Source organism: uncultured Polaribacter sp. (genome assembly GCF_947497125.1).
Taxonomy (GTDB): Bacteria; Bacteroidota; Bacteroidia; order Flavobacteriales; family Flavobacteriaceae; genus Polaribacter.
The window spans coordinates 60,242-86,668 of the sequence record NZ_CANMFI010000005.1; the positions used below are offsets into that span (position 1 = coordinate 60,242).

Genomic DNA, 26,427 nt, shown 5'->3' on the forward strand with positions numbered 1-26,427 from the left:
GGACTAATACCTTTCGACTCCGATTAGGGTGACATTTAATTTTTAATATCAGATTTTCCACCAGTTTTCTCTAACAATTTCACCTCTTTAATAATCATTTTCTGACTGATGCTTTTACACATGTCATAAATGGTTAAACAAGCAATATTTGCACCAGTTAAGGCTTCCATTTCCACACCTGTTTTCCCTTCAATTGTTACTTCGCAAATAATTTCTATGTTTTCTAAATCTACAATATCAATATCAATTGCAACACCATTAATTAATAATGGATGGCACATCGGAATCAATTCAGAAGTCTTTTTCACTGCCTGAATTCCGGCAATAATTGCGGTTTGAAAAACAGGGCCTTTTTTTGTGATTAACTCATCGTTTGTAAAATGAGAAATTATTTCGGCCCCTAAAAACATGTTTGCTTTTGCAATGGCAGTTCTTTTGGTAATTTTCTTATCAGAAACATTTACCATTTTAGGATTGTTTTTGGAATTTAAATGACTGAATTCACTCATTATCTATATCTTATAATTGGGTAACTTTCCCCTTTTTTAAATGTAGTTGTATCTTTTGGCAATTGCATAAATGCATCTGTTTTTACCAAACTTGCTAAATCTCCAGAACCGTTACCCGAAAATGGAGTTGCAATTAAATGCCCAAATCGGTCACTTAATTTTACTTGTAAAAAATAGGTTAAGTTTGGTTTAAAATGAACATCTTCGGCTAAAATTGCGGTTTCTATTTGCTGTTTAACTCCTACTGACTTGTAATACCAAGGATAAAAATACGCTAAACAATTTACAAATGTAGAAATTGGATTTCCAGGAAATGCAAACACAACTGTATTCTTTTTATTTTTAGTATCTCTACTATTTTTCGCATCCTGACAAACATTCTCTTTCATTAAGTTAAAAACATCAAAAACACCAAACCAAAAAGGCTTTCCAGGTCTTTGTGTTACTTTATGAAATAATTTTTCTACACCCAACTCATTCAAAACTTCTGGTAAAAAATCGAATTTCCCTTTACTAACAGCTCCACTAAAAAGCAACACATCATAGGTTTGCAAATAGGTTTCTATTTTCTCTTTTAGAATGGATTTGTCATCTGTAATATGAGCAGTTTCAGAAGGTATTTTTAGTTTTTCTAACAAAGAAACCAAAGTAAAAACATTGCTTCTTCTTATTTGATATGCTAACGGAATTTCATCAACACCAACCAATTCATCTCCTGTAGAAACAATCATTACTGTTGGTTGTTTGGCTACTTTTACTTTTGATTTTCCAACGGTTGCCAATACACCAATTTCTGCTGCAGAAATAACAGTATTTTCTTTAATTAAATGGTCGCCAACTTTTCCGTCTTTTCCTTTTTGATGAATGTTTTGGCGGTTATTAATTTCATTTATTTGAATTGTTGCAACCCCATTTGCAATTTCTAGGTCTTCATATCGAATAACAGCAGAGGTGTTTTTTGGCAACACGGCACCTGTCATTACCTCTAAACAATTTTCTGAATTTTGAAGTGAAATTTGAGCACTTCCAGCAGCTTGAATTCCTTCAATTTTAAAAACTCTTTGTCCGTTTTTGAATTTCGAATAATCTATTGCAATTCCGTCCATAGAAACTCTATCAAAAGGCGGAAAATCTCTATCGGCAACAATGTTCTCTTTTAAAATTCTTCCTACAGAATTGATAAACGGAATTTCTTCAACTCCAAAATCTTGGGCTGAATCTAGTACTGTTTGTAAAGCTTCTTTTACTGAAATCATTTTCTTTTGTCATTCCTGCGTAGACAGGAATCTATTTATATAGTTTCTATGGATTCCCGATTTATCGGGAATGACATTTCGTTATTTGTTTAAACAGTTACACGATTAATCAAATAAACATTTTACCCTCCAATCGTACTCATACTTTCAGAAACATCCCCTTTTGTTCGGTTTGCTTCAGCTATAAAACCATTTTCTGGTTTCTTTTTTACCAAACTTAAAAAAAGTTCTTTTAAATCGTCATTAGAGGCTCCGTTTCTAATAAAATCTCTTAAATTAAAAACACCATCATCAAACAAACAGTTTTTAAAAGTTCCGGTAGATGTAATTCTAATTCGGTTACAATCACCACAAATTGTTCTTGTAAATGCCGGAATTATACCAACAGTACCTTTATGATTTTCTATTGAAAAATTACGTGAAGTAGATGATTTTTCAGATTGAATTTCAGCAACATCAAACTCAGATTTTATTTCATTTAAAATTTTATTATAATTCCAACTTTCCTGCATTTCACGTTGTCCTTTTCCATTAAAGGGCATTTCTTCTATAAATCTTACTGCAATGTTTTTATCTTTTGTTAAGGCTACAAAATCATTAATTTCATTGGTATTTATGCCAGATTGCACAACAACATTCAGTTTTAAATTCATGCTGCTTTTTTCTAGCAATTCCATGGTTTTAAAAACTTCATCAAAAACATTTCTACGTGTTATTTTATTAAATGTTTCTGCTTGCAAACTATCAATACTAAGATTGATGTTTTTTACCTTTTTTAACTTCTCTAAGGTATCAATATGATTAGAAATCAATGCCCCATTGGTAGTTATATTAATATCTTCTAACAAATCGTTATAGGATAACATTTCTAAAAATCCAATAAAATCTTTTCTAACAAAAGGTTCTCCACCAGTTAATCTAATTTTATGAACACCCAATTCTGTTAACACACGAATTACACGATACATTTCTTTAAACGTTAATAGCTCTTGTTTTGGTACAATATCAATACCATGTGCAGGCATACAATACTGGCAACGTAAGTTACAGCGATCGGTTACCGCTAAACGAACATAGTTAATTTGTCTTCCAAAAGAGTCTACTAGTGTACTCATTTAGTTGGGTAATTTTTTACTAATGGCACCGTACAAAAATGTACCGATAAGCGCTCCTAATAATAAAATTAAAGCAGGTACTAATTTGAAACCTAAAATAACAAAAATAGGTGCAGCACAAGCGCCTGAAATACCCCAGCCTAAACCAAAAAGTGCGCCTCCAAAAAGTGTGCTTATATATCCTTTTTTCTTTGGTTTTGGAGTAATCTTATGACCATTTATATCTTTTATTTTCCCTGTTTTAAAGAGTTGCATAAAAATTGCAGAAACAAGGACTGCTCCTCCAATAATTCCGAACATATGAAATGATTGAAAAGTAAACATTTCGTAAAAACGATACCAAGAAATGGCTTGTGTTTTACTTAAAACAATTGCAAAAAATATACCGAGTATTAAAAATTTGATGTTTTTCATTTCTATATTATTTTAAAATAAAATTGGTATTAAAAACCAGGTAGCTATAATACCACCAATAAAAAAGCCAATAACTGCTAATAATGAAGGAAATTGCAAACTACTTAAACCGGTAATTGCGTGCCCAGAGGTACAACCACCTGCGTAACGAGTACCAAAACCAATAAAAATACCTGAAACAATAAGTATTAAAAATCCTTTTAAAGAAAAGACTACTTCGGTACTAAAAATTTCATCTGGAAAATATTGAGAAGCAACATTCAAAAATCCTAAATCAGATAATTCTTGAATCGTATCTGGATTTAAATCGATGGTTGGATCCGGAATTAAATATCCTTCTGTAATAAAACCACCAATAATTAAACCAACAATAAATAATAGTGCATAATCTCTTTGTTTCCAATCTTTCTTAAAATAATCAGATACTTTTCCGGCACCAGACATTGTACATAAGGTTTCAAAATTAGTAGACGCCCCAAAATTTTGTCCGAAGTAAAAATAAAGCAATAATGAAATTGCTATTAAAGGTCCGCCAATAAACCATGGCCAAGGTTGTAGTATAAAATCCATATTTATTTTCTATTATTTTTAGGGTTTCCTATTGCTAACCAAATATTCATTTATATAATTCATTATTAATTCTGTGGCACCTAAGTGATCTTTAATATACCTATTATTAATAACACCTGTTAGCTTTCTAAAATTATCATCTTTTTTAAAGTTGATAAGAGTTTTATTAAATTCCACTTGATTTTCAATAGAAACACAACCTCCAATTTTAACCAAATCTACTGCTTCTTTAAATTTACTATAGTTATTTCCAATAATTACAGGAATACCAAAAGTTGCAGGTTCTAAAATATTATGTAAACCTGTTTTTAAACCTCCGCCAACATATGCAACATCTGCTGCTGCATATATTTTAGTTAATAAACCAATCGTATCGATTATAAAAACATTGTATTCTTTTAAATTTTTATCTTTTTTATCAGAATATAAGACCGATTTTGCAACAATCGATTTTTGCAACTCTAAAATTGCTTCTCTTTTGATATTGTGCGGAGCTATGATAAATTTCTCATCATTAGTTGCGTTGTTATTGATATAATTTACTAATAATTTTTCATCGTCTACCCAAGTACTTCCTGCAACTAAAGTGTATTTACCTTCTTTAAATTCTTCTATGAAGTGAAGTGTATTATCTTGTGTTATAATTTTTGACACCCTATCAAAACGGGTGTCACCAGCTACAGTTACATTTTTAAAATTGATAGAATTTAGTAAATCTTTAGAGTTTTCGTCTTGCACAAAAAAATGATGAAACGCTTTTAAAGAATTTCTCATAAAACCACCATAGGACTTAAAAAAAATCTGATTTTTTCTTAATATCCCAGCAACTAAAATAGTAGTAACATTTTGTTGTTTTAACTCATTTAATAGGTTGGGCCAAAATTCATATTTTACAAAAACCGCTAGGGTTGGCTTTACTAACGATACAAATCTTTTTGTATTAGATTTACTATCTAAAGGCAAATAGCAAACAACATCTGCTAAATCGTAATTTTTTCTGATTTGATAACCAGAGGGAGAAAAAAAAGTGACTAAAATTTTATGCGTTTGATATTTTTTCTTGATTTTTTCGATGATAGGTCTTGCTTGCTCAAACTCACCCAAAGAAGCAACATGAAACCAGATAGTTGGTTCTCCTTTTAATAAAGACAGCTTCGAAAATGTTTCTTTTCTACCCGTTACAAAAAGCTTTATTTTTTGATTAAAAAAAGTAACAACCGGCAGTAAACTAGCTACTAAAAAAACAAAAAAGTTGTATAATAAATTCATTCTTGTAAAAATACAAATTCGGTAGAAAATAAAGGCATAAAAAAACGCTCAAACAATGTTTGAGCGTTTTAAATATAAGATATTTTATTTCTTAAACTTCAAAAGGAGTTATAGAAACATATGATCTATTGTCTTTTTTCTTACGGAATTCTACAACACCATCTACTTTAGCATGTAAAGTATGATCTTTACCCATGTAAACGTTTTCACCTGGATTGTGAGTTGTACCTCTTTGACGAACAATAATATTACCTGCAATTGCAGCTTGTCCTCCAAATATTTTTACGCCTAATCGTTTTGATTCTGACTCTCTACCGTTCTTCGAACTACCTACACCTTTTTTATGTGCCATGTTATTGAGTTTTAAAGATTATTACTTAGTTAATGCGTCTATTAATTCTGCTTTCTTTAAAGAAGTATATCCTTTAACACCAGCTTCTTTAGCAGCAGCTTTTAATTCAGCAACAGTCATAGAACTAAAATCTTTAGAGACTGCCTTTACCTCTGCTTTAGGAGCAGCTTCCTTTTTTGGAGCAGCTTTTTTAGCAGTTGTTTTTTTAGAACCAGAAGCAGCAATAGACTCAATTTTAATCTCTGTCAAATACTGTCTGTGTCCGTTTTTCTTTTGGTAACCTTTTCTTCTTTTCTTCTTGAAAACGATTACTTTATCACCTTTAAGGTGACTTAAAATTTGAGCTGTTACTGAAGCTCCTTCTATAGCTGGGGCGCCAATTGTTACATTTCCTTTGTCATCAAGTAAAAGAACATTATCAAAAACAACTTTTGATCCTTCTTCTCCTTGCAAACGGTGAACGTATACTTTTTGGTCTTTTGCAACTTTAAACTGCTGCCCTGCCATCTCTACGATTGCGTACATACTATCTGTTTTGCGTATTATTAGTAAATATTTTGCATTAACCTAATGAAAATGCGGATGCAAATATACATCTTTTTTAGTATTTAACAATAAACTTTAATTTATAATTCAAAAATAAGGTTTTACTAAAAAACACAAAAACTGCTTTAAATAAATTTTTTATATTCTTTAACGTTATTTTAATTCTATTATTTTATTTTTGGTTTATATATAATCATAAATTTAAAAAAAAAATCAATGAAAAAAAGTTTTCTATTACTAGCTGTTGCTTTTTTGGTTTCATTTTCATCAAATGCACAAAAAGTAGCATTTGTAGAATATGACCTTTCTAATGGCATGCACGTTATTTTACACAAAGACAACTCTGCACCTGTCGTTACTACCTCTGTAATGTATCATGTTGGAGCTAAAGATGAACAACCAGACAGAACCGGAATGGCGCACTTTTTTGAGCACCTACTATTTGAAGGAACTAAAAACATTAAAAAAGGAGAATGGTTTAAAATAGTATCCTCTAATGGTGGTAAAAATAATGCGAATACCACAGATGATAGAACTTACTATTATGAAGTTTTTCCATCAAACAAATTAGAATTAGGCCTTTGGTTAGAATCTGAACGTTTACTTCACCCTGTAATTGGGCAAGATGGTGTTGATACACAAAACGAGGTTGTTAAAGAAGAAAAGAGATTACGTGTAGACAACCAACCATACAGTGGCTTTTTAGAGAATGTAAAATTAAATATGTTTAAAAAACACCCTTATAAAGGAACTACTATTGGAAAAATGCAACATTTAGATGATGCTACCCTAGAAGAGTTTTTGGCTTTTAATAAAAAATTCTATGTACCAAACAACGCTACTTTAGTGGTTGCAGGTGATATTGATATTGCAGATACCAAAAAAATGGTTGAGGCTTATTTTGGACCAATACCTAAAGGCGAAGACATTACTAGAAGCTTCCCAAAAGAAGACCCTATAACAAGCCCTATCAATGCAAAGGCGTATGATGCAAACATACAAATACCAGCTATTATTACCGCTTACAGAACACCTTCAATGAAAACAAGAGACTCTAGAGTCTTAGACATGATTTCATCTTATTTAAGTTCTGGAAAAAGTTCTGTTTTGTACAAAAAATTAGTAGATACTAAAAAAATGACTCTTCAGGTTGGTGCTATAAACCTAAGCCAAGAAGATTACGGAACATACATTGTATATGGTTTACCACAAGGTGAAACTAAGTTAAATGATATTGTTAAAGAAATAGATGAAGAAATTGTAAAAATGCAAACTGAATTAATCTCTGAAAAGGATTATCAAAAATTGCAAAATAAGTTTGAAAACAACTATGTAAACTCTAACTCTAGCGTAGAAGGGATTGCAAATTCTTTAGCACGTTACAATGTTTTATACGGAGATACAAACTTAATTAACACAGAAATAGAAATCTACAGATCTATTACCAGAGAAGATATTAGAGAGGTTGCTAAAAAATACTTAAACCCTAACCAACGTTTAATTTTAGAATACCTTCCAAAGAAAAAATAAATCAAAAGACACACTAATTATGAAAACAAAAATTTTATCGTTAATAGCAATAGTAACCATGTCTTTTGCTTTAAACGCACAAATAGATAGAAGTAAAATGCCTAAGCCAGGACCAGATCCGGTAGTAAAACTTGGTAAAGCAAAAGAATTTAAACTAAAAAACGGAATGCGAGTAATTATGGTAGAAAACCATAAATTACCAAGAGCATCGGCTAATTTGACCATTGATAACAAACCTGTATTTGAAGGTGATATTGCTGGAGTATCTGGCATGATGGGTAGTTTACTTGGAAGAGGCACAGCGTCTATTACAAAGGATGAATTTAATGAAAAAGTAGATTTTTTAGGAGCTAATATTAACTTTTACAGCGGTGGTGCATACGCTTCTTCTTTAGCAAAATACTTTCCTGAAATTTTAGAATTGATGGCCGATGGAGTTAAAAATTCTGAATTTTCTCAAGAAGAGTTCGATAAAGAAGTTAAAATAACTTTAGACGGTATAAAATCTAACGAAAAAAGTGTTACTACAATTGCTAGACGTGTAGAAAATGTTCTTAATTACGGAAAAAATCATCCTTACGGAGAGTTTACAAGTAAAGAGAGTGTTACTAAAATAAATCTAGAAGATGTTAAACAATTTTATACAGATTATTACAGACCTAATAATGCTTATTTAATTATTGAAGGCGATATTAATCCGAAAGAAATTAAAAAATTAGTGAAAAAATTATTTTCTGATTGGAATAAAGGAACCATTCCTACTCAAGAAATGCCTGTTGCAGAAAATGTTTCGGCTACAGAAATTAATTTTATAAACATGTCTAATGCTGTTCAATCAGAAATTGCAGTAATCAACAATACCAATTTAAAATTAGGTGATGAAGATTATTACGCAACTTTATTAGCAAATCAAATACTTGGTGGCGGTGGCACTGCGCGTTTGTTCCAAAACCTACGAGAAGATAAAGGGTATACGTACGGTTCTTACTCTAGCATCCAACAAGATAGATATGCTGCTAGTTTTAAAGCTACAGCAAGTGTTAGAAATATGGTTACAGACAGTTCTGTTGTAGAGATTAAGAAAGAAATCAATAAAATAAGAACTGAAAAAGTTACTGAAGAAGAGCTTAAAAATGTAAAAGAAAAATACATTGGTAGCTTTGTTATGGATGTTCAAAAACCAAGAACTGCTGCAAGTTATGCGCTTAACATTGCACGTTACAACCTGCCAAAAGATTTTTACGCAAACTACATTCAAAATATTAATGCAGTTACCTTAGAAGATGTGCAAAACGCAGCATTGAAGCACTTTAAAGCAGATAATGCTAGAATAGTAATTACTGGAAAAGGAATAGAAGTTTTAAGTAATCTTGAAAAATCTGGCTACCGTATTAACTATTTTGATGCCTACGGAAACGCTACTGAAAAACCAGAAATGACAATGCCAATTCCTGATGGGATGACTACAGCAGATGTTGTTAATAAGTACATAATGGCTATTGGAGGTGAAGACAAGGTAAATTCGGTTAAAACTATTATGATGGTTTCTAAAGCAACTGTGCAAGGAACTCCTTTAATGATGATCATGAAAGCAAGTGATAAAAATAAAAGTTCACAAGCTATTTCTGTGATGGGCAATGTAATGCAAAAAACCGTTTTTAATGGTAAAACTGGTTACTCTGAAGCTAGAGGTAATAAAATGCCTATGACAGAAGAACAATTATCTGAAGCTACAAAAGGCAATGCTCTTTTTAACGACTTGGCATACACTAGTGGAAAATTAATAAGAATTGAACCAATTGAAAACGAGAATGCTATTGTTTTAAAATATAATGATACTGAAGTTTTTTACAACTTAAAATCTGGCTTAAAGATTAAAGAAGTTAAAACTGTAAAAACTCCTGACGGAAAAGAGGTAAAAATTCCTACTACATTTTCTGATTACAAGGCAGTAAATGGAATTTTATTCCCTCATGCAATTGGTGTAAAAAGTGGCCCAATGAATTTAGATTTTAAAATTTCTGAAATCAAAATAAATGAAGGAGTTTCTGATGCAGATTTTGAATAATCTGAACGGACATTAAAGCAAGCATAAAAAGAGTCAAAATTAATTTTTTGACTCTTTTTTATTTGCTAATTTCTAATCATATTTATTTGCTATTTTAAAGAGTTTTGAGGCGTTTTTTTAAACAGAAATTCACAAACATTTAAAAACAGTCTTTTCGTTCAATTTGTAATTCTACAAGAAACTTTTACGAATTGCTTGTTTGTATGAGACGCTTACAGCGTGACAAAACAGGGAGGAGAATCCCATCTTCCTCAAGAGAAGAAACACTCTTATTTTAGTTAGTCTGCTTTTTTCACTCGCAACGCTTGTCACTTCGACTGTAGAGAGAAGTCGCATAACAGTGATAATGAGAACGTGAGTTTCTTTATATGATTTCTCCTAGCGTCGAAATGACAATGCTGGGTAGAAATGACAATACTTTACCCTTATAATAAACCGCAATACTTAACACTTCGACTGTAAAGAGAAGTCACATAACAGTGATAATGAGAACCTGTGTTTCTTTATGGGATTTCTCCTAGCGTCGAAATGACAAATCTGGGAAGAAATGACAATACTTTACCCTTATATTAAACCGCAACACCTGTCACTTCGACAACGGAGAAGTAACATAACAGTGATAATTTCTACTATCGTCGAAATGACAATGCTGACTGGAAAATCTCCTCTTAATTTTCCTGTTTCTTCTTGGCTAAATAAAGGCTCTATGAAGAAATACTCTTGCATGAGACCCTTTCAGAGTGATAAACATTACGTAAAAAACTAATGTAAGAGTATTTACAATTTTGTCTATTTCTCTTACGTTTATTCTTTTTTCTCTCTTCCAACTCCTATCTTCCAACTTCCCTCTAATTAAAACCTACTTCCTCTTGTTTACCAAGTAAACTCCTAATAAAATAACAAAACCTCCTAAAATCTGAATTAAACTTAATGTTTCGCCATCTAAAGCTCCCCAGAAAATAGCAACAATCGGAATTAAATAAGTCACCGAAGAAGAAAAAACTGGCGTTGAAATTTGCACTAACTTATTATAAATTGTCTTGGCTACACCAGTGCCAACAATAGATAATATAAGTAAATAACCAAGTGATACTAGTCCTTTTTTATCAAACACAAATTCGTTAAAAAAATTAGTACATACTAAAACTATAATTGCAGGAAATAATAACAATAAAAAATTACCTGTTGTAATTGCTAAGGCATCTAAATCATATAAATATTTTTTTATCATATTTGCATTTATAGCGTATCCTACTGAAGCAATAATTATTAAAATAGCATACCAATAATTTTGATCAGGATGTAAATTTGCTCCCTTTAAAATCAAAATCAAAGTACCAATTAAACCTATTAGTATTCCATAAAACTGTCTCTTTTTAAAAGAAAAACCAAAAACAGATGCACCAATAATTAGTGTATTAAAAGGCGTTAAAGAATTTAATATAGAAACAATAGCACTGTCGATACTTGTAATTGCAAAAGCAAACAAAAAACCAGGAATAAAAGTACCTGCCAAGGCTGTTAATGAAATATATTTCCAATGTTTTTTTTGAATTTTTCTTATGGATGAAGCAGCAACTGACAATAGAAAAATAGCTGTAAAAATCATTCTTAAAGCACCAAGTTGAATCGGAGTTACGCCCAATAATGCCTTTTTCATCAAGATAAAAGAACTTCCCCAAACTACAGAAAGTATAATTAGGTACATCCATTTTTGCTGCTGATTGTTCATAGGTTGCTTAAATTTTGTGTAAAAATCCGATAAATCTTTAAATATCAGCAAGAATATTTATAAATTTGTATGATAAATTTAACACTGACAAAAATGAAAATCCAAAAAATTATATTCGCAATCGCAATTGCATGTTTCACTCTTACAGCTTGTAAGAATCAAGAAAAAAAAGCAGAGAAAACGGAAGTTTTAGCCGAAAATAAGCAACGTGTTTCTTTAGCTATTTCTGGTATGACTTGCGAGATTGGTTGTGCAAAAACAATACAATCCAAACTTTCTAAAAAAGAAGGCGTTATAGATGCAAAAGTTATTTTTACAGACAGTATTGCAAACATAGAGTTTGATGCTAGCAAAACTTCTAAAGAAGATTTAATTGCTTTTGTAGGCGGTATTGCTGGTGGCGAATTATACAAAGCCAATGAAGTATCTAACAAAGAAAAGCATGCTTGTAATGATTCTTGTAAAAAAGAATGTGAAATGAAAGAAGGTAAAAAGGAATGTAAAGAAGACTGTAAAATGGCTTGTTGCACTTCAAAAAAAGCATAGTAAAAATAATAGACAATAAAAAAAGGCTGAATCTTAATGTAAGATTCAGCCTTTTTTTATTGTAACTAAAATTATATCTTCTGTAACCAAGTTTTTACAGCTACTTCTGCCTTAATTATTTCTTTTAAGTCTGCTATTGCAACACGCTTTTGATCCATTGAATCTCTGTGTCTTATGGTAACGGTTTTGTCTTCTAAAGTTTGATGATCTACAGTAATGCAAAAAGGTGTACCGGCAGCATCTTGTCTTCTATAGCGTTTACCTACCGCATCTTTTTCATCATAAAAAACATTAAAATCCCATTTTAACTCATCTAAAATTTCTCTGGCAACCTCTGGCAAACCATCTTTTTTAACCAATGGTAAAACCGCGGCTTTAAAAGGAGCCAAAACTGCGGGTAATTTTAAAACGGTTCTAGTTGTTCCGTTTTCTAACTCTTCTTCTTGTAGAGAATTAGAAAAAACAGCCAAAAACATTCTATCTAAACCGATAGAAGTTTCTACAACATAGGGTACGTAATTTTTATTTTCTTCATGATCGAAATACTGTAATTTTTTTCCAGAAAATTCTTCATGTGCTTTTAAATCGAAATCTGTACGAGAATGAATGCCTTCTAATTCTTTAAAACCGAAAGGAAAATTAAACTCAATATCTGCCGCTGCATCTGCATAGTGCGCTAATTTATCATGGTCATGAAAACGATAATTTTCTGCACCCATACCTAAAGATAAGTGCCACTTTAATCGTGTTTCTTTCCAAGTATCATACCATTCTTTTTGAGTGCCTGGCTTTACAAAAAATTGCATTTCCATTTGTTCAAATTCACGCATTCTAAAAATAAATTGTCTCGCTACAATTTCATTTCTAAATGCTTTACCAGTTTGTGCAATTCCGAAAGGAATTTTCATTCTACCAGTTTTTTGAACATTTAAAAAGTTTACAAAAATACCTTGTGCGGTTTCTGGTCTTAAATACAAATCCATCGCTGTATCTGCAGACGCACCTAACTTTGTACCAAACATTAAATTAAACTGCTTTACCTCTGTCCAGTTTCTAGAACCAGTTAACGGATCTGCTATTTCTAACTCTTCAATCAATGCTTTTACATCAGCTAAATTTTCTTCTGCTAACGACTTGCCCATTCTAGATAGAATGGTATTTATTTTATCTTGATAGCCTACAACTCTTGGATTGGTTGCTAAAAACTCGTCTTTATTAAAAGCGTCTCCAAAACGTTTTGCTGCTTTGGCTACTTCTTTATTTATTTTTGCTTCAATTTTAGCACAATAATCTTCTATTAAGACATCTGCTCTGTAACGTTTTTTAGAATCTTTGTTGTCAATTAAAGGATCATTAAAAGCATCTACATGCCCAGAAGCTTTCCAGGTAGTTGGGTGCATTAAAATTGCAGCATCAATACCTACAATATTTTCATGCATTTGCACCATTGCTTTCCACCAATAATCTCTAATATTCTTTTTTAGCTCAACTCCATTTTGAGCATAATCGTATACCGCACTTAATCCATCATAAATTTCAGAAGACTGAAAAACATAACCATATTCTTTAGCGTGCGATAATACTTTTTTAAATTGATCTTCTTGTTTTGCCATAATTATGGCAAAGATAAGCGATTACCTATATTTTTCAAGAAAAACCTTTTCATTTTTTAAAGTCTAATTTTAGCCACTTCTCTAGTAAATTAAAATCCGTATCTTTAAAAGGAATTCTTAAAAAAATGACAATTCTAAAAGATTTATTTCAAGTTTTTTATCCTAAAATTTGTGCAAATTGCGAGCAGCAGTTGCTACAAAATGAAACTATAATTTGCACATTTTGCAGACATGATTTACCATTAACTAATTTTAACTGTTACTCAGACAATAAAATTATTAAAAGTTTCTACGGAAAAGTAAACATTGAGTACGGGAATGCTTTACTGTATTATAAAAAACAAGGAATTACTAAAAAATTGATTCAGGAACTAAAATACAAAGGAAACCAACAAATTGGGGTTTTAATGGGAAATTGGTTGGGTGAAATTATAAAAAACAATCCTTCTTTTGCTAAGGTTGATTTTATTATACCAGTACCATTACATCCTAAAAAGGAAAAAATTAGAGGATACAATCAGGTTTCAGAGTTCGGTAAAACAATTAGTAAGCATTTAAACAAACCATTTCTTGAGAGTATTTTACAGAGAACATCAACATCTAAAACTCAAACTATTAAATCTCGATTTGAGCGTTTTAATAATAACGACACAAAGTTTACAACTAAAAACACAAACTTAATTAGAAACAAACATCTTTTACTTGTAGACGATGTAATTACAACCGGTGCAACTTTAGAAGCTTGTAGTAAAGCCTTACAAAAGACAACCGGAGTAAAAATTAGCATTTTAACTATGGCATATACTGCTTAAAATTTATGCTACATAAATGAAAAATATATTGTTAATTTGTATAAAAATTTATTATTTGTGAAACCATTTTTTAGAGTTGCTTTATTTTTTATTTTAACTATTGTTCTTAGTCAATGTGCTAGAACAGGAAGACCAGAAGGAGGTCCTAAAGACGAAGAAGCACCTTTATTTGTAACAGCAAATCCGGCATACAAAACAACCAATTTTAATAAAAAAGAGATAAAGTTGAGCTTTAATGAGTTTGTTAAATTAAAAGATTTAAACAAACAGCTGATAGTATCACCTCCATTAAAAAATCCTTTATTGGTAACACCACAAAGTACAGCAAGTAAATATTTAAACTTAAAAATATTAGATACATTATTAAAAAACACCACCTATATTATAAATTTCGGAAACTCTATTGAAGACAATAATGAAGGAAACCCATTAGAAAGTTTTAAATATATTTTTTCTACGGGTAAATTTATTGATTCATTATCAATAAAAGGAGAAGTTAAAAATGCGTTCTTAGCAGATAAGCCAAAAAATATAAATATACTATTATACAAAATAGATAGTACTTTTAATGACTCTATAGTTTTCAACAAAAAACCAAACTATGTTACAAATTCTTTAGATAGTTCGTTATTTAATTTAACAAATATTAAGGAAGGTAAGTATTTCTTATTAGCCCTAAAAGAAAAAAACAGCGATTATGTTTTTAATGCGAAAGAAGATGAAATTGGTTTTTACTCAGATACTATCGTTTTACCAAGAGACAGTGTTCTAAAAAACAACATATCTATTTTTAAAGAAAATCTAACTTATAAATTTAAACGAGGTAAAGAAATTAGTAAGGGAAAAATAGCTTTTGGGTATGAAGGAAAAATAGACTCCTTACGCATAGACGTTATTTCTAAAACTCCTAAGGAATTTAAAAGCATCTCTAAATTTGAGTTAGATAAAGATACTTTAAACTTTTGGTTTACACCATTTGAAGCTGATTCTTTAAATTTTATTGTATCAAACAACAAAACTATAGACTCAGTTACTGTTAAGCTTAGAAAAAAGAAAATAGACTCTTTAATAATCAGTTCTTCTATTAGCAGAACGCTTCATTTAAGAGATACTTTATTTATCAAAGGTACAAACCCTATTGTAAGCATAGATACCAGTAAAATAAAGCTAATTGACAAAGACTCTATAGCTGTTTCTTACACCAATTATATCTCTAAAAAAGAGAATAAATTTGCGCTAATTTTTGATAAAAAACCCAAACAAAAATATTCTTTAAAAATGCTGCCAGAAAGTGTTTTTGATATTTATAATCAAAAAAATGATACTTTAAATTTTAGCTTTTCTACTAAAGAAATTGAAGACTATGGAAGAATTACTGTAGACATAGAAAACGAAACACCTCATCAATTAATTATTGAAATTCTTGAAGGGGAAAAGAAAAAAAACCTTGTAGAAAAACACTTTGTAGAAAACAGTAAAAAACTAGTTTTCAATCTATTAGAACCTAACACCTACTATATTAGAGCTACTATAGATGTTAACAAAAATAACAAATGGGACACTGGTAATTATTTATTAAATCTTCAACCAGAAAAAATTATTTACTACGAAGAACCCTTAAAATTAAGAGCAAATTATTATTTAGATAAGAATATTTTTAGAATTAAAAATTAAACTTTGAAATTATAAAAATAAGCCTATATTTGTTTAAAAATAAGCCTCTAAACTTTTGAGAATTTTTTTAATATTTTTTGTAACAATTGTCTGTGTTTTAAAATCTCATTCGCAACAATTAAATCATGACATTGGTATTTATACCGGGTATGCCAGTATGCAAACAGATTACGGACAAAGATATAATACTGCCAGTAACATAGATTTAACTGCGGCTTCTTTTTCGATTGCTCACTCTTTATATTTTTATGAGTTACAACGTTCTTGGTTAGGTAGAAAAGATCTAAAAAACCATATTTTACTAAGAACTTCTATAAATTTAGAGACTAAAAGAGACTTATATCATAATGGTAAATGGGTAAATGGTACAGGTATTACTTCTACCTTATTAAGAGCTATGAAAGGAAGTGTGAAAAGTTATAGTGCAGGTATAGAAATAGAGTATCATTTTAGAGACTTGTCTGACTTTAATAGTAGTTTAGGAAGGGTGAGACACATAATAAGTCCATATATTAGTACTGGAGTTAATGTAATTAACTATGAAAACACACTAACTTCTGATCTAGGTGACTGGACAACTAATGAAATGTTTCTACCAGAAAAATATAGGCTAGATACAGCTAGAGAAATTGGAAAAGGAAATGCTATTGGATTAAGTTTAACAAGTGGTATTAGATTTAACATTCTTAGAAATCTTGATATAGACACTAGAATAACCTTAAACTTATACAACTCTGATTTTATAGATGGTATCAATGCAGATGTTCCCGAAAATAAAGACAACGAATCTTTAACTTCTTTTAAAATTGGAATTATTTACCGAATTAGAGATAGTAACGGTTTTAAATGTTTTTAATAAGATTAGTGCTCTTTTACCACTAAAGTGTTTTCATTAAAAGACAGTCCTTTAAAACCAGTTTTCATAAAATTACGAATATTTTGATGAGAATCTCCATCAATATCTTCTAAAACACTTTTATAATGCTCTCCAAAGCAAAATAAAGTTGCTTCTTTTGTTAACTTTTGATGCACAGCAAACGCAAATACTTTGCAAGAACCAGAGTTTTCGCCTGCATTGTTAGTAATGTCTCCGTTTGTAAAAGTGGTTGGTGTAAAGTTGTAATTATCTTCAATTACTTGCATGGTTTCTACAAATAAAATTGAAGTTGGGTTTCCTTTTAGTTTTGTCTTAAATTCTTGTATGCTCATTATAAATCTTTATATATAAATTTATTTTTTACCACCCACTACAACAACAATTTCACCTTTTGGCGGCTTGTTGGTGTAATGCGCTAATACTTCTGTTGCGGTTCCTCTTACGGTTTCTTCAAACATTTTTGTGAGTTCTCTTGAAACAGAAACAGCTCTTTCTGCTCCAAAATACTCCACAAAATGACTTAATGTTTTTACAAGTTTATGCGGACTTTCATAAAAAATCATGGTTCTTGTTTCTTCGGCAAGAAGCAATAAACGCGTTTGTCTTCCTTTTTTTACAGGTAAAAAACCTTCAAAAACAAACTTGTCGTTTGGCAAGCCAGAATTTACCAAAGCAGGTACAAATGCTGTCGCACCAGGTAAACAATCTACTTCAATGTTGTTTTCTACACAAGCTCTTGTTAATAAAAAACCTGGATCTGAAATGGCAGGTGTACCTGCATCTGAAATTAAGGCACAGGTTTCTCCGTTTTGTATTCTTTGCACAATTCCTTTTACAGATTTGTGCTCGTTATGCATATGATGACTGTGCATTTGCGTAGCAATTTCAAAATGCTTCAGCAATTTTCCGCTAGTTCTGGTATCTTCTGCTAAAATAAAATCGACGTCTTTTAAAACACTAATTGCTCTAAAGGTGATGTCTTCTAAATTACCAATTGGCGTAGGCACTAAATATAGTTTACTCATGTTTTGGTTATCTACTTTAAAATACAAATTTACAAACTAAATGCTTGCGTTACCGATTGAAGTGACATCCTTTTTGTTTTTCGCAAAAAGATATAACGAAAAGCGGGGCATTTCTGAGAAGAAATGAACGCCCAAAAAAGAGATATTTAGTAGAAAATGATTAATTTTGCAGCTGAATTCTAAAAAAATAGAATTATAAATTAAAAATTACAATGTATAGAAGTCATTCTTGTGGCGAATTAAACGCCTCGCATATAAATACTGAAGTAACGCTTGCCGGTTGGGTACAGAAATCTAGAGACAAAGGTTTTATGATTTGGGTAGACCTGCGTGATCGTTACGGAATTACACAGTTAATTTTTGACGAAGAGCGTACGCCAAAAGAAATGATGGAAAAAGCAAAATCTTTAGGTAGAGAGTTTGTGATTCAGGTAACAGGAACGGTTATTGAGCGTGAGTCTAAAAACCAAAATATGGCTACTGGTGCTATTGAAGTACTTGTTAGCAAACTAGAGATTCTTAACAAAGCGAAATTACCACCTTTTACTATTGAAAATGAAACGGATGGCGGCGAAGATATTCGTATGAAATACAGGTATTTAGACATTCGTAGAAACCCTGTAAAAGACAGTTTGATTTTTCGTCATAAAGTGGCAATGGAAGTTAGAAAATACTTGTCTGACCAAGCATTTATTGAGGTTGAAACACCTTATTTAATTAAATCAACTCCTGAAGGAGCAAGAGATTTTGTGGTACCTTCTCGTATGAATGAAGGGCAGTTTTATGCATTACCACAATCTCCGCAAACCTTTAAACAATTGTTGATGGTTGGCGGAATGGATAAATATTTTCAGATTGTAAAATGTTTTAGAGACGAAGATTTACGTGCAGACAGACAACCAGAATTTACACAAATAGACTGTGAAATGGCATTTGTAGAGCAAGAAGATATTTTAAATATTTTTGAAGGCTTAACGCGTCATTTACTAAAAGAGATTCACAATTTAGAGGTAGATAAGTTTCCTAGAATGTTGTTTGATGATGCCATGCGTTTGTATGGAAATGACAAACCAGACATCCGTTTTGGGATGGAGTTTGGCGAGTTAAATGCGGTAACGCAACACAAAGATTTTGGCGTTTTTAATAGCGCAGAATTGGTTGTTGGTATTGCAGTTCCTGGTGGAAACGCATACACAAGAAAAGAAATTGACAAATTAATTGACTGGGTTAAAAGACCACAAGTTGGTGCTTTGGGAATGATTTATTGTCGTGTAAACGAAGACGGAACTTTTAAATCTTCTGTAGATAAATTTTACGATCAAGAAGATTTGGCAAAATGGGCAACAACTACTGGTGCCAAAGCAGGTGATTTAATTTGTGTTTTATCTGGTGAAACCAATAAAGTAAGAGCACAAATGTCTGCTTTAAGAATGGAATTGGCAGAACGTTTAGGATTGAGAGATCCAAAAGTTTTTGCGCCGCTTTGGGTAATTGATTTTCCATTGTTAGAATTAGATGAAGAAACAGGTAATTACCATGCAATGCACCATCCATTTACTTCACCAAAACCTGGGCAAATGGAGTTGTTAGAAACAGATCCTGGAGCCGTAAAAGCAAATGCCTACGATTTGGTGTTAAACGGTAACGAAATTGGTGGTGGTTCTATTAGAATTCACGACAAGCAACTACAAGCAACCATGCTAAAACATCTTGGTTTTTCTGAGGAAGAAGCAAAAGCACAGTTTGGCTTTTTAATGGATGCCTTTGAGTACGGAGCGCCACCTCATGGTGGTTTGGCTTTTGGTTTAGATAGATTGGTTGCTATTTTAGGCGGACAAGAAACCATTAGAGATTTTATTGCTTTTCCTAAAAACAATTCTGGTAGAGATGTAATGATTGATGCGCCAGCAGCATTAGATAACGAGCAACTAAAAGAGTTGAGTATTCAGTTAGCGCTGCAACAAAAATAAATGATACTGTTTGCAACAGTGTACAATAAAAATCCCATGCTGTGTAGCCTGGGATTTTTTTAGTATTTTTAAATGATGAAAAAAACAACCTTATTTATAGTTCTTCTGTTTGCCGTTAAAGTGTATTCTCAAGAAATTACAGGAAATCAGTTGCTTGAAAAAGCAATACAATACCACGACCCAAATAATAATTGGGCTACTTTTAAAGGAAGTTTTAAGGTTGTTATGGAAACTCCTAAATCACCCAAAAGAATTAGTGAAATATCAATTGATTTACAAGAACAGTTTTTTTCTTTGAAAACTAAAAGAGGTACTAATAACACAACATATAAAATTGACAAAAATGAGGTTATTATAAGTTTTAATGGAGAAACCGATTTATCTTCAACTACTTTAGAGAAAAATAATTTAAGTAAAGACCGTGCAAAAATGTATCAGAATTATTACACCTATTTGTATGGTTTGCCAATGAAGTTAAAAGATACAGGCACAATCATTCATCAAAAAGTAGCACGCAAAAAATTTAAAGGAAAAGAGTATCTAGTTTTAAAAGCAACCTATACCAAAGCAGTTGGTAAAGATACTTGGTACTTTTATTTTAACCCTAAAACCTTTGCTATGGAAGTGTATCAATTTTTTAAAGAAACAGAAAATAGTGGAGAATACATTTTGTTATCTGGTATAGAAACAATTAATGATATTAAAATACCTAAAAATAGAGCTTGGTATTATAATAAAGACAACAAATATTTAGGAACAGATATTTTATCAACTTACTAAATGTCATCAATAAGTAAATTACTAAAAAAGGTTTTAATTTGGAGATATAAATATATTTCTGAAAGACAATTTGTCTATATTTTAAGTGTTTTTGTAGGTTTTTTAGCCGGTTTTGGTACCGTTTTACTTAAAAACATTACGCATTATATACAATTATTATTATCCGTTAATTTTTTAAAAGAATCTAAAAACTCATTATACTTTATATTCCCTATAATTGGGTTGCTAATTGTTGCAATTATTAAAAAAACATGGCTCAAAAAACATATTGGTCATGGTATTTCTACCACCTTACACGCAATTTCTAAAAGAAAAGGAATCATACCAAAATACAATATCTATGCATCATTAATTACTGCTCCAATTACGGTTGGTTTTGGAGGTTCTGTAGGACTACAAGGACCAGCAGTAAGCGCAGGAACAGCTTTAGCATCTTACACCTCTAAGCTACTCCATTTAAACACAAAAACAAGAATGCTACTAATTGGCTGTGCAACTGCAGGCGCTATGTCTTCTATGTTTAAAGCACCTATTGCAGGTATTATTTTTGCACTAGAGGTATTTAGTTTAGACATTGCTTTTGTTTCTTTGGTGCCACTTTTACTGGCATCTGTAGCAGCTATTGTAACCTCGTATCTTTTTCTTGGGTCTGATGTTTTATTAGGTTTTGAACTGAATGATAAATTCGAAATTAATGAACTTGGTTTCTATGCCATTTTTGGAGTTTTTACAGGTATTATTTCGGTTTATTTTTCGGTGGTCTATTTTGCCATTAGAAAATTCTTTTATCAATTTCAAAAACGGTTTACTCGGTTAATTTTAGGCAGTGTAATTATTGGTGGTATTTTATATTTAATTCCTTCATTGTACGGTGAGGGTTACGGATTGATCAATAATTTATTAAAAGGAAATCATATTGCAGCTATAGGAAATACGCCCTTTTCATTTGATCACAATAATGTTTGGAGCATCATTCTTATTTTACTGCTCATAACCTTTTTTAAAGCTATTGCAATGAGTACAACCTTTGCTGCAGGTGGTGTTGGTGGTATTTTTATTCCTACATTGGTCATGGGCGCTTCATTAGGCAATGCCTTTGGTAAAATAATTAACAATATGGGCTTGGGCTTCGAAGTATCTGAAGCAAATTTTACACTAATTGGCATGACAGGCTTAATGGCTGGTGTTTTACACGCACCACTTACCGCCATATTTTTAATTGCAGAAATTACAGGCGGCTATGACTTATTTGTTCCCCTAATGCTGGTTGCGGCAATTTCATTTTCATTTACAAAATATTTTGTTTCTAACTCAATTTACACCTACAAATTGGCCCAAAGAGGTGAACTCATTACACATAATAAAGACAAAAATGTAATGATGATGATGCAAATAGACAACCTTATAGAAACCAATTTTAAAGCTGTACAACCAGAAATGAAATTGGGTGAAATGCTAAAAAAAATAGTAACAAAATCTTCTAGAAATATTTTTCCGGTTGTAAATAAAAACAATCAATTTTTAGGCATCGTTCTGTTAGACGATATTAGACCTGTAATGTTCGACACCGAAATTTACAACTCAGTTACCATAGATGCTTTTCTAAAAGCAGCTCCAGAAATTATTAACGAAACCGATTCTATAGAAAAAATAATGGATAAATTTAAAGACAGCAATGCCTGGAATTTACCTGTTGTAAAAGAAGGTGTTTACAAAGGTTTTATTTCTAAATCTAAACTACTTACTGCCTATAGAAATAAACTGATAGAGGTAACAAGTTAGTTTTTTTTGAAGCTATTTCCTGCTTTCGTTACTCGCTTGCCGATAAAAATCGGCAGAGCTCAAACACACCACTCAATCAGGGCTAAACTTGTTTGCTAGCTTCTGTTTTTATTTTAAATGAAGTGATTTATATCTAAAAAAAGCTAGTAATAGCTCAAAAAATTACCTCAATATCAGACTACTTATTTATTCAGAAAAGTAACTACCAAATCAGGAAAATCTGTAAAAGCACCATCTACATTAGCATCAATTAAAAGAGTTTGCATCATAGCATCAAAAGAAGAAAACTCATCTAATTGGTCTGCCCTAAAAGTATACGGATGCACTTTTAAACCAAGAGCATGTGCATCAGAAACCAAAGATGTAAACTGCCATTTTTCTTGAACTTTTCTATCTAACACTTGCTTATACCAAGGGCCAATACCATCTGCATAACTTGCAAAATGTTTTAAGTTATTTACCTCTTCTGGAAATTCCATTAACTGCACCAAAAACAAATCAGACTTTAATTCAACACGAATTCTCTCTAATTCTTTCGCATCAAAACATTGTAAATTGCAAGCATCTTTTTTGGTGGTGTAACCATATTCAGACAATATTTGCAATACAATTTCTGTAAGCTGCTTGCCTTCTTTTGCATGAAATGCTGGGTCTTTAATTTCTGGATAAATTCCGATTTTTTTCCCAGTAGCTTGGTTCAAACCCTGAATCAATTCTATTTCTTGCTGTAACGAGTGTAATTTAAAAGTACCTTTCTCTTTCGGAAATCTATTCGGATAAAATTGTTTGCCTGTAACAGGATCAAAACGTTCAGAAACAGCCAGAGTTTGTAATTCTTCAAAAGTAAAATCAATTACATAATACCTATGATCGTTTCTCTTTCTATCTGCAAACTTTGTAGCAACATCGGTAACGTCATCTAAATAAATATCGTGTATTACAATAGGAACATCATCTTTACTTAACACCAAATCTTGTTCAATAAAATCTACATTCATTGCAAATGCCATTGCCTTTGCCTCTAAAGTGTGTTCTGGCAAATACCCCGATGCGCCTCTATGGGCAATAACTACTTTTGTGTTCATTGGTTGTTGTTTCTTTGGTTGGTTGCATGAAAAAAAGAGCAACCCCGTTAAAAAAAATAAAATAAACTTCATTCTAATTTAATTTAGCATTTAAAGATATAACTTTTGTAATTTTGTAGGATGAAATTAGCATTAAAAATATTATTTATTGTCTTTTTAGTTTGGATGATTACCGGAGGTTATTTAGTAAATACAGCACACGAAAAAGCTCAAATTGTTATGGGATTAGGAGTCTTATTTTTCTCATTTGTATTTATGCCTTTATTTATTTACTACAGATACAAAGATGGTAAATACAAAAAATACATTTTAAATGACGAAAAGTTAAGAAACGCTTTTAAACAACAAGGTAAAGATTAGTCTTCTTTCTCTAAAAATGCGTAAACCGGAAAATGGTCTGAAAAACCACCTTGATACCAAGGACCAATATAAGTTCTAAAAGGGCTTCCTTTTAACTTTCCTTTAAATACTTTTAGCCACTTTTTATTAAAAACCTCTGCGTGTTTAAAAGTAAGTGCTCCTGTATTTTGCTCTAAAAAGTTTTTAGAAAATAAAATCTGATCAAATAAATTCCATTTTCCTTCATAAGTTAAAGATCCAACATGATCTTTATCCCACAAACTATTCATTGGGTTAATAAAACCTTCGTTTTCAATCAGTTTTACACTTTTACTAGTTGGGTCGTCATTAAAATCGCCCATCACAATAATTTTTGCATTAAAATTTGTATCCCTAATTGTTTCAATGCCCTTTTTTAAAGTTTTGGCAGCAATCATTCTCTTTGGGTCAGATTCTTCTACTCCTTCTCTTCTAGAAGACCAATGGTTAACAAAAACATGAACCATTTCGCCATGTAAATGTCCGGTTACCTCTAAAATATCTCTAGTATAATCCCTTTCACCTTCATCGTTTTCTAAATAAACAGCATGTGTTTTAGAACCTAAATATTCAAAAAATTGTTTATTGTAAATAAGGGCAACATCAATACCACGCTCATCCGGAGAATCATAATGTACAAAACCATAATGGTGTTTTTTTAGGTATTTAGATTGCACCAAGTCTTTTACAACCCTAGCATTCTCTACCTCTACCAATCCAACAATTGCTGGCGGAAACTTAGAAACATTTTGCCCTAATTGAGCAATTACACTCCCTAATTTTTTAAGTTTATCTGTATATCTTTTGTCTGTCCATTGGTTTTTCCCATCCGGAGTATAATCATCATCAAAAGTAGTTAGGTTATTTAATGTATCAAACAAATTTTCTACATTATAAAAACCAATTGTTGTTTTATTTTTATTCTGTAATCTTCTTTTTAGAAAATCAATCATAACTGCATTTTTTGTAAAAGTAACTAAATATTAAACAAGCTAGTTTAAAAATATGAGTGGGATTTTTTATAAAAATATGTTAAAAAATTAGTTTTACCTACTTTATTAAAAGTATTACTATTATATTTGCATAGAAGATAATTATTATTATTTTTTTGAATTAATTTTGGTTGATTGATTTATGTGGTGTCAAATTTATTTTTGGCACCATTTTTTTTGTTTCAAACTTAATACCGCCAAAATCAACGTAACTTTTATAAAAAACTAGAGAGGTAATTTTTTTGTGTATTTACAATACAAAACTTTGTATTTTTGCATTCTATGATAGACGAACGCGAAGTTATTTCTGAAAAAACTGTTTTAATTGGTATTATCTCTCAAAAGCAAGATGAAACCCAATCAACCGAATATTTAGACGAATTAGAATTCTTAACATTAACTGCAGGCGGTGTCTCTGTAAAACGTTTTGTGCAAAAAATGGAGAAACCAAACCCTAAAACTTTTTTAGGTGTTGGTAAATTAGAAGAAGTTAGAGATTTTATTGCCAGTAACAACATAGGTACTGCCATCTTTGATGATGAATTATCACCTGCACAAATACGTAACATAGAAAAAATTTTAGACTGTAAAATTTTAGATAGAACCAATTTAATCTTAGACATTTTTGCTCAAAGGGCTCAAACAAGCTCTGCAAAAACACAAGTAGAATTAGCACAGTGCCAATACTTACTACCTAGATTAACCAGACTTTGGACACACTTAGACAAGCAAAAAGGGGGTATCGGAATGCGTGGACCTGGTGAAACGGAAATAGAAACAGACAGACGTATTATTCGTGATAAAATAAACATCTTAAAAAAGAAGCTAATTACCATCGATAAGCAAATGGGTATACAGCGTAAAAACCGTGGTAAAATGGTGCGTGTTGCCCTAGTAGGCTATACCAATGTTGGTAAATCTACCTTAATGAATGTAATAAGTAAAAGTGATGTTTTTGCAGAAAACAAGCTGTTTGCAACATTAGATACCACTGTTAGAAAAGTGGTTATTAAAAATATTCCTTTTTTACTAACTGATACTGTTGGGTTTATAAGAAAACTACCAACGCAGTTAGTAGAATCATTTAAATCTACCTTAGATGAAGTTAGAGAAGCCGATCTTTTACTACATGTTGTAGACATTTCTCATCCTAATTTTGAAGATCATATTGCCTCTGTAAACAATATTCTAGCAGATATTAAGTGTGCAGACAAACCAACTTTAATGGTTTTTAATAAAATTGATGCCTATTCTTACAAAACTATCGATGATGATGATCTTACTACCGAGAAAGGCAAAGAACACTATACGCTTCAAGATTGGAAAAAAACGTGGATGAATGACTATGATGTACCGTCTATATTTATATCTGCATTGAATAAAAATAACTTAGAAGAATTTAAAGAACAGTCTTATCAAGAAATTAAAAAAATTCACATACAAAGATTTCCGTACAACGATTTCTTATATTATGAATTTAAAGAAGAAGAATTAGAAGAGTAAAACTTATCTACCTTTTTTATTTATTTTGT

General features: G+C 31.2%; 25 protein-coding genes. 11 read left to right on the plus strand and 14 right to left on the minus strand.

The window, feature by feature from the left end; genetic code table 11:
- Positions 1-35: 35 nt before the first annotated feature.
- From moaC to rplU, 8 genes are all read right to left on the minus strand, one after another.
- On the minus strand, positions 36-509 hold the full coding sequence (moaC, locus tag Q0678_RS08800; RefSeq protein ID WP_299056748.1) for a cyclic pyranopterin monophosphate synthase MoaC: 474 nt from the start codon (positions 507-509) through the stop codon (positions 36-38).
- On the minus strand, positions 509-1,765 hold the full coding sequence (locus tag Q0678_RS08805; protein WP_299056751.1) for a molybdopterin molybdotransferase MoeA: 1,257 nt from the start codon (positions 1,763-1,765) through the stop codon (positions 509-511). The genes moaC and Q0678_RS08805 overlap by 1 nt, the downstream gene beginning before the upstream one ends.
- A 122-nt stretch (positions 1,766-1,887) precedes the next feature.
- Positions 1,888-2,880, minus strand: a complete 993-nt coding sequence (moaA, locus tag Q0678_RS08810) for a GTP 3',8-cyclase MoaA (protein ID WP_299056754.1) — start codon at positions 2,878-2,880, stop codon at positions 1,888-1,890.
- Entirely contained in the window at positions 2,881-3,294 is a 414-nt protein-coding gene (locus Q0678_RS08815; protein ID WP_299056757.1) for a YeeE/YedE thiosulfate transporter family protein, read from the minus strand.
- Positions 3,295-3,306: 12 nt separating this feature from the next.
- On the minus strand, positions 3,307-3,864 hold the full coding sequence (locus tag Q0678_RS08820) for a YeeE/YedE thiosulfate transporter family protein (RefSeq protein ID WP_299056760.1): 558 nt from the start codon (positions 3,862-3,864) through the stop codon (positions 3,307-3,309).
- A gap of 18 nt (positions 3,865-3,882) precedes the next feature.
- On the minus strand, positions 3,883-5,133 hold the full coding sequence (locus Q0678_RS08825; protein ID WP_299056763.1) for a glycosyltransferase N-terminal domain-containing protein: 1,251 nt from the start codon (positions 5,131-5,133) through the stop codon (positions 3,883-3,885).
- Between the two features lie 91 nt (positions 5,134-5,224).
- Complete coding sequence (rpmA, locus tag Q0678_RS08830) at positions 5,225-5,485, minus strand: 50S ribosomal protein L27 (protein WP_036824185.1); 261 nt, start codon at positions 5,483-5,485, stop codon at positions 5,225-5,227.
- A 21-nt stretch (positions 5,486-5,506) separates the two neighbouring features.
- The gene (gene rplU, locus Q0678_RS08835; protein WP_299056778.1) at positions 5,507-6,010 is read right to left on the minus strand and encodes a 50S ribosomal protein L21; all 504 of its coding nucleotides are present in this window, start codon (positions 6,008-6,010) and stop codon (positions 5,507-5,509) included.
- 237 nt (positions 6,011-6,247) lie between these two features.
- Here rplU and Q0678_RS08840 point away from each other — a divergent pair, with 237 nt between their 5' ends.
- Together Q0678_RS08840 and Q0678_RS08845 are read left to right on the plus strand one after the other, a co-directional pair.
- Positions 6,248-7,561 (plus strand): pitrilysin family protein, encoded by a 1,314-nt coding sequence (locus Q0678_RS08840; protein ID WP_299056780.1) that lies wholly within the window; start codon positions 6,248-6,250, stop codon positions 7,559-7,561.
- A 19-nt stretch (positions 7,562-7,580) separates the two neighbouring features.
- Positions 7,581-9,629 (plus strand): pitrilysin family protein, encoded by a 2,049-nt coding sequence (locus Q0678_RS08845; RefSeq protein ID WP_299056783.1) that lies wholly within the window; start codon positions 7,581-7,583, stop codon positions 9,627-9,629.
- A gap of 859 nt (positions 9,630-10,488) precedes the next feature.
- On the opposite strand, the gene Q0678_RS08850 is transcribed toward Q0678_RS08845, so the two are convergent.
- Positions 10,489-11,361 carry a DMT family transporter gene (locus Q0678_RS08850; RefSeq protein WP_299056784.1) on the minus strand — a complete coding sequence of 291 codons (873 nt, stop codon included), beginning with the start codon at positions 11,359-11,361 and terminating at the stop codon, positions 10,489-10,491.
- 93 nt (positions 11,362-11,454) lie between these two features.
- On the opposite strand from Q0678_RS08850, the gene Q0678_RS08855 reads away from it, so the two are divergent.
- Complete coding sequence (locus tag Q0678_RS08855; protein ID WP_299056786.1) at positions 11,455-11,907, plus strand: heavy-metal-associated domain-containing protein; 453 nt, start codon at positions 11,455-11,457, stop codon at positions 11,905-11,907.
- A gap of 71 nt (positions 11,908-11,978) precedes the next feature.
- Here Q0678_RS08855 and Q0678_RS08860 read toward each other — a convergent pair whose 3' ends face one another.
- Entirely contained in the window at positions 11,979-13,520 is a 1,542-nt protein-coding gene (locus Q0678_RS08860) for a glycine--tRNA ligase (protein ID WP_299056789.1), read from the minus strand.
- A 125-nt stretch (positions 13,521-13,645) separates the two neighbouring features.
- On the opposite strand from Q0678_RS08860, the gene Q0678_RS08865 reads away from it, so the two are divergent.
- Genes Q0678_RS08865 through Q0678_RS08875 form a run of 3 tightly spaced genes read left to right on the plus strand, consistent with a single transcriptional unit; the run spans position 13,646 to position 16,862 of the window.
- Positions 13,646-14,332, plus strand: a complete 687-nt coding sequence (locus tag Q0678_RS08865; RefSeq protein ID WP_299056791.1) for a ComF family protein — start codon at positions 13,646-13,648, stop codon at positions 14,330-14,332.
- Between the two features lie 57 nt (positions 14,333-14,389).
- Positions 14,390-16,006 carry an Ig-like domain-containing protein gene (locus tag Q0678_RS08870; protein WP_299056793.1) on the plus strand — a complete coding sequence of 539 codons (1,617 nt, stop codon included), beginning with the start codon at positions 14,390-14,392 and terminating at the stop codon, positions 16,004-16,006.
- 55 nt (positions 16,007-16,061) lie between these two features.
- The gene (locus Q0678_RS08875) at positions 16,062-16,862 is read left to right on the plus strand and encodes a hypothetical protein (protein WP_299056796.1); all 801 of its coding nucleotides are present in this window, start codon (positions 16,062-16,064) and stop codon (positions 16,860-16,862) included.
- Between the two features lie 5 nt (positions 16,863-16,867).
- Here the strand turns inward: Q0678_RS08875 and Q0678_RS08880 are convergent, their stop codons facing one another.
- Positions 16,868-17,215: a HopJ type III effector protein gene (locus Q0678_RS08880; RefSeq protein WP_299056799.1), complete on the minus strand. Its 348-nt coding sequence runs from the start codon at positions 17,213-17,215 to the stop codon at positions 16,868-16,870.
- A gap of 21 nt (positions 17,216-17,236) precedes the next feature.
- Positions 17,237-17,908, minus strand: a complete 672-nt coding sequence (rsmI, locus tag Q0678_RS08885; RefSeq protein WP_299056802.1) for a 16S rRNA (cytidine(1402)-2'-O)-methyltransferase — start codon at positions 17,906-17,908, stop codon at positions 17,237-17,239.
- Between the two features lie 212 nt (positions 17,909-18,120).
- Between rsmI and aspS the strand changes: the two genes are divergently transcribed.
- The 3 genes from aspS to Q0678_RS08900 all read left to right on the plus strand — a co-directional run bounded on the left by aspS (position 18,121) and on the right by Q0678_RS08900 (position 22,440).
- A complete protein-coding gene (gene aspS / locus Q0678_RS08890; RefSeq protein WP_299056805.1) occupies positions 18,121-19,878 on the plus strand; it encodes an aspartate--tRNA ligase in 1,758 nt (585 codons plus the stop codon).
- 72 nt (positions 19,879-19,950) lie between these two features.
- On the plus strand, positions 19,951-20,658 hold the full coding sequence (locus Q0678_RS08895) for a DUF6503 family protein (RefSeq protein WP_299056808.1): 708 nt from the start codon (positions 19,951-19,953) through the stop codon (positions 20,656-20,658).
- Positions 20,659-22,440, plus strand: a complete 1,782-nt coding sequence (locus Q0678_RS08900) for a chloride channel protein (protein WP_299056810.1) — start codon at positions 20,659-20,661, stop codon at positions 22,438-22,440. It begins immediately after the preceding gene.
- Positions 22,441-22,622: 182 nt separating this feature from the next.
- On the opposite strand, the gene glpQ is transcribed toward Q0678_RS08900, so the two are convergent.
- Positions 22,623-23,597, minus strand: a complete 975-nt coding sequence (gene glpQ / locus Q0678_RS08905) for a glycerophosphodiester phosphodiesterase (RefSeq protein WP_299056813.1) — start codon at positions 23,595-23,597, stop codon at positions 22,623-22,625.
- Between the two features lie 48 nt (positions 23,598-23,645).
- Between glpQ and Q0678_RS08910 the strand changes: the two genes are divergently transcribed.
- The gene (locus Q0678_RS08910; protein WP_299056816.1) at positions 23,646-23,885 is read left to right on the plus strand and encodes a hypothetical protein; all 240 of its coding nucleotides are present in this window, start codon (positions 23,646-23,648) and stop codon (positions 23,883-23,885) included.
- Here the strand turns inward: Q0678_RS08910 and Q0678_RS08915 are convergent.
- On the minus strand, positions 23,882-24,856 hold the full coding sequence (locus Q0678_RS08915; RefSeq protein WP_299056819.1) for an endonuclease/exonuclease/phosphatase family protein: 975 nt from the start codon (positions 24,854-24,856) through the stop codon (positions 23,882-23,884). The two genes, Q0678_RS08910 and Q0678_RS08915, sit on opposite strands and share 4 nt — an antisense overlap.
- A 321-nt stretch (positions 24,857-25,177) precedes the next feature.
- Between Q0678_RS08915 and hflX the strand changes: the two genes are divergently transcribed.
- Positions 25,178-26,398, plus strand: a complete 1,221-nt coding sequence (hflX, locus tag Q0678_RS08920; protein WP_299056822.1) for a GTPase HflX — start codon at positions 25,178-25,180, stop codon at positions 26,396-26,398.
- Positions 26,399-26,427: the final 29 nt, after the last annotated feature.

Excerpts from the sequence above, each read along its gene's own strand:
- Q0678_RS08860 (WP_299056789.1), bottom strand. The coding sequence starts at position 13,520 with ATGGCAAAACAAGAAGATCAATTTAAAAAAGTATTATCGCACGCTAAA.
- Q0678_RS08855 (WP_299056786.1), top strand. The coding sequence starts at position 11,455 with ATGAAAATCCAAAAAATTATATTCGCAATCGCAATTGCATGTTTCACT.
- Q0678_RS08825 (WP_299056763.1), bottom strand. The coding sequence starts at position 5,133 with ATGAATTTATTATACAACTTTTTTGTTTTTTTAGTAGCTAGTTTACTG.
- Q0678_RS08865 (WP_299056791.1), top strand. The coding sequence starts at position 13,646 with ATGACAATTCTAAAAGATTTATTTCAAGTTTTTTATCCTAAAATTTGT.
- Q0678_RS08840 (WP_299056780.1), top strand. The coding sequence starts at position 6,248 with ATGAAAAAAAGTTTTCTATTACTAGCTGTTGCTTTTTTGGTTTCATTT.
- moaA (WP_299056754.1), bottom strand. The coding sequence starts at position 2,880 with ATGAGTACACTAGTAGACTCTTTTGGAAGACAAATTAACTATGTTCGT.
- Q0678_RS08910 (WP_299056816.1), top strand. The coding sequence starts at position 23,646 with ATGAAATTAGCATTAAAAATATTATTTATTGTCTTTTTAGTTTGGATG.
- aspS (WP_299056805.1), top strand. The coding sequence starts at position 18,121 with ATGTATAGAAGTCATTCTTGTGGCGAATTAAACGCCTCGCATATAAAT.
- moaC (WP_299056748.1), bottom strand. The coding sequence starts at position 509 with ATGAGTGAATTCAGTCATTTAAATTCCAAAAACAATCCTAAAATGGTA.
- Q0678_RS08845 (WP_299056783.1), top strand. The coding sequence starts at position 7,581 with ATGAAAACAAAAATTTTATCGTTAATAGCAATAGTAACCATGTCTTTT.
- Q0678_RS08805 (WP_299056751.1), bottom strand. The coding sequence starts at position 1,765 with ATGATTTCAGTAAAAGAAGCTTTACAAACAGTACTAGATTCAGCCCAA.
- rsmI (WP_299056802.1), bottom strand. The coding sequence starts at position 17,908 with ATGAGTAAACTATATTTAGTGCCTACGCCAATTGGTAATTTAGAAGAC.
- Q0678_RS08820 (WP_299056760.1), bottom strand. The coding sequence starts at position 3,864 with ATGGATTTTATACTACAACCTTGGCCATGGTTTATTGGCGGACCTTTA.
- rplU (WP_299056778.1), bottom strand. The coding sequence starts at position 6,010 with ATGTACGCAATCGTAGAGATGGCAGGGCAGCAGTTTAAAGTTGCAAAA.
- Q0678_RS08850 (WP_299056784.1), bottom strand. The coding sequence starts at position 11,361 with ATGAACAATCAGCAGCAAAAATGGATGTACCTAATTATACTTTCTGTA.
- hflX (WP_299056822.1), top strand. The coding sequence starts at position 25,178 with ATGATAGACGAACGCGAAGTTATTTCTGAAAAAACTGTTTTAATTGGT.
- glpQ (WP_299056813.1), bottom strand. The coding sequence starts at position 23,597 with ATGAAGTTTATTTTATTTTTTTTAACGGGGTTGCTCTTTTTTTCATGC.
- Q0678_RS08895 (WP_299056808.1), top strand. The coding sequence starts at position 19,951 with ATGATGAAAAAAACAACCTTATTTATAGTTCTTCTGTTTGCCGTTAAA.
- Q0678_RS08900 (WP_299056810.1), top strand. The coding sequence starts at position 20,659 with ATGTCATCAATAAGTAAATTACTAAAAAAGGTTTTAATTTGGAGATAT.
- Q0678_RS08880 (WP_299056799.1), bottom strand. The coding sequence starts at position 17,215 with ATGAGCATACAAGAATTTAAGACAAAACTAAAAGGAAACCCAACTTCA.
- rpmA (WP_036824185.1), bottom strand. The coding sequence starts at position 5,485 with ATGGCACATAAAAAAGGTGTAGGTAGTTCGAAGAACGGTAGAGAGTCA.
- Q0678_RS08815 (WP_299056757.1), bottom strand. The coding sequence starts at position 3,294 with ATGAAAAACATCAAATTTTTAATACTCGGTATATTTTTTGCAATTGTT.
- Q0678_RS08915 (WP_299056819.1), bottom strand. The coding sequence starts at position 24,856 with ATGATTGATTTTCTAAAAAGAAGATTACAGAATAAAAATAAAACAACA.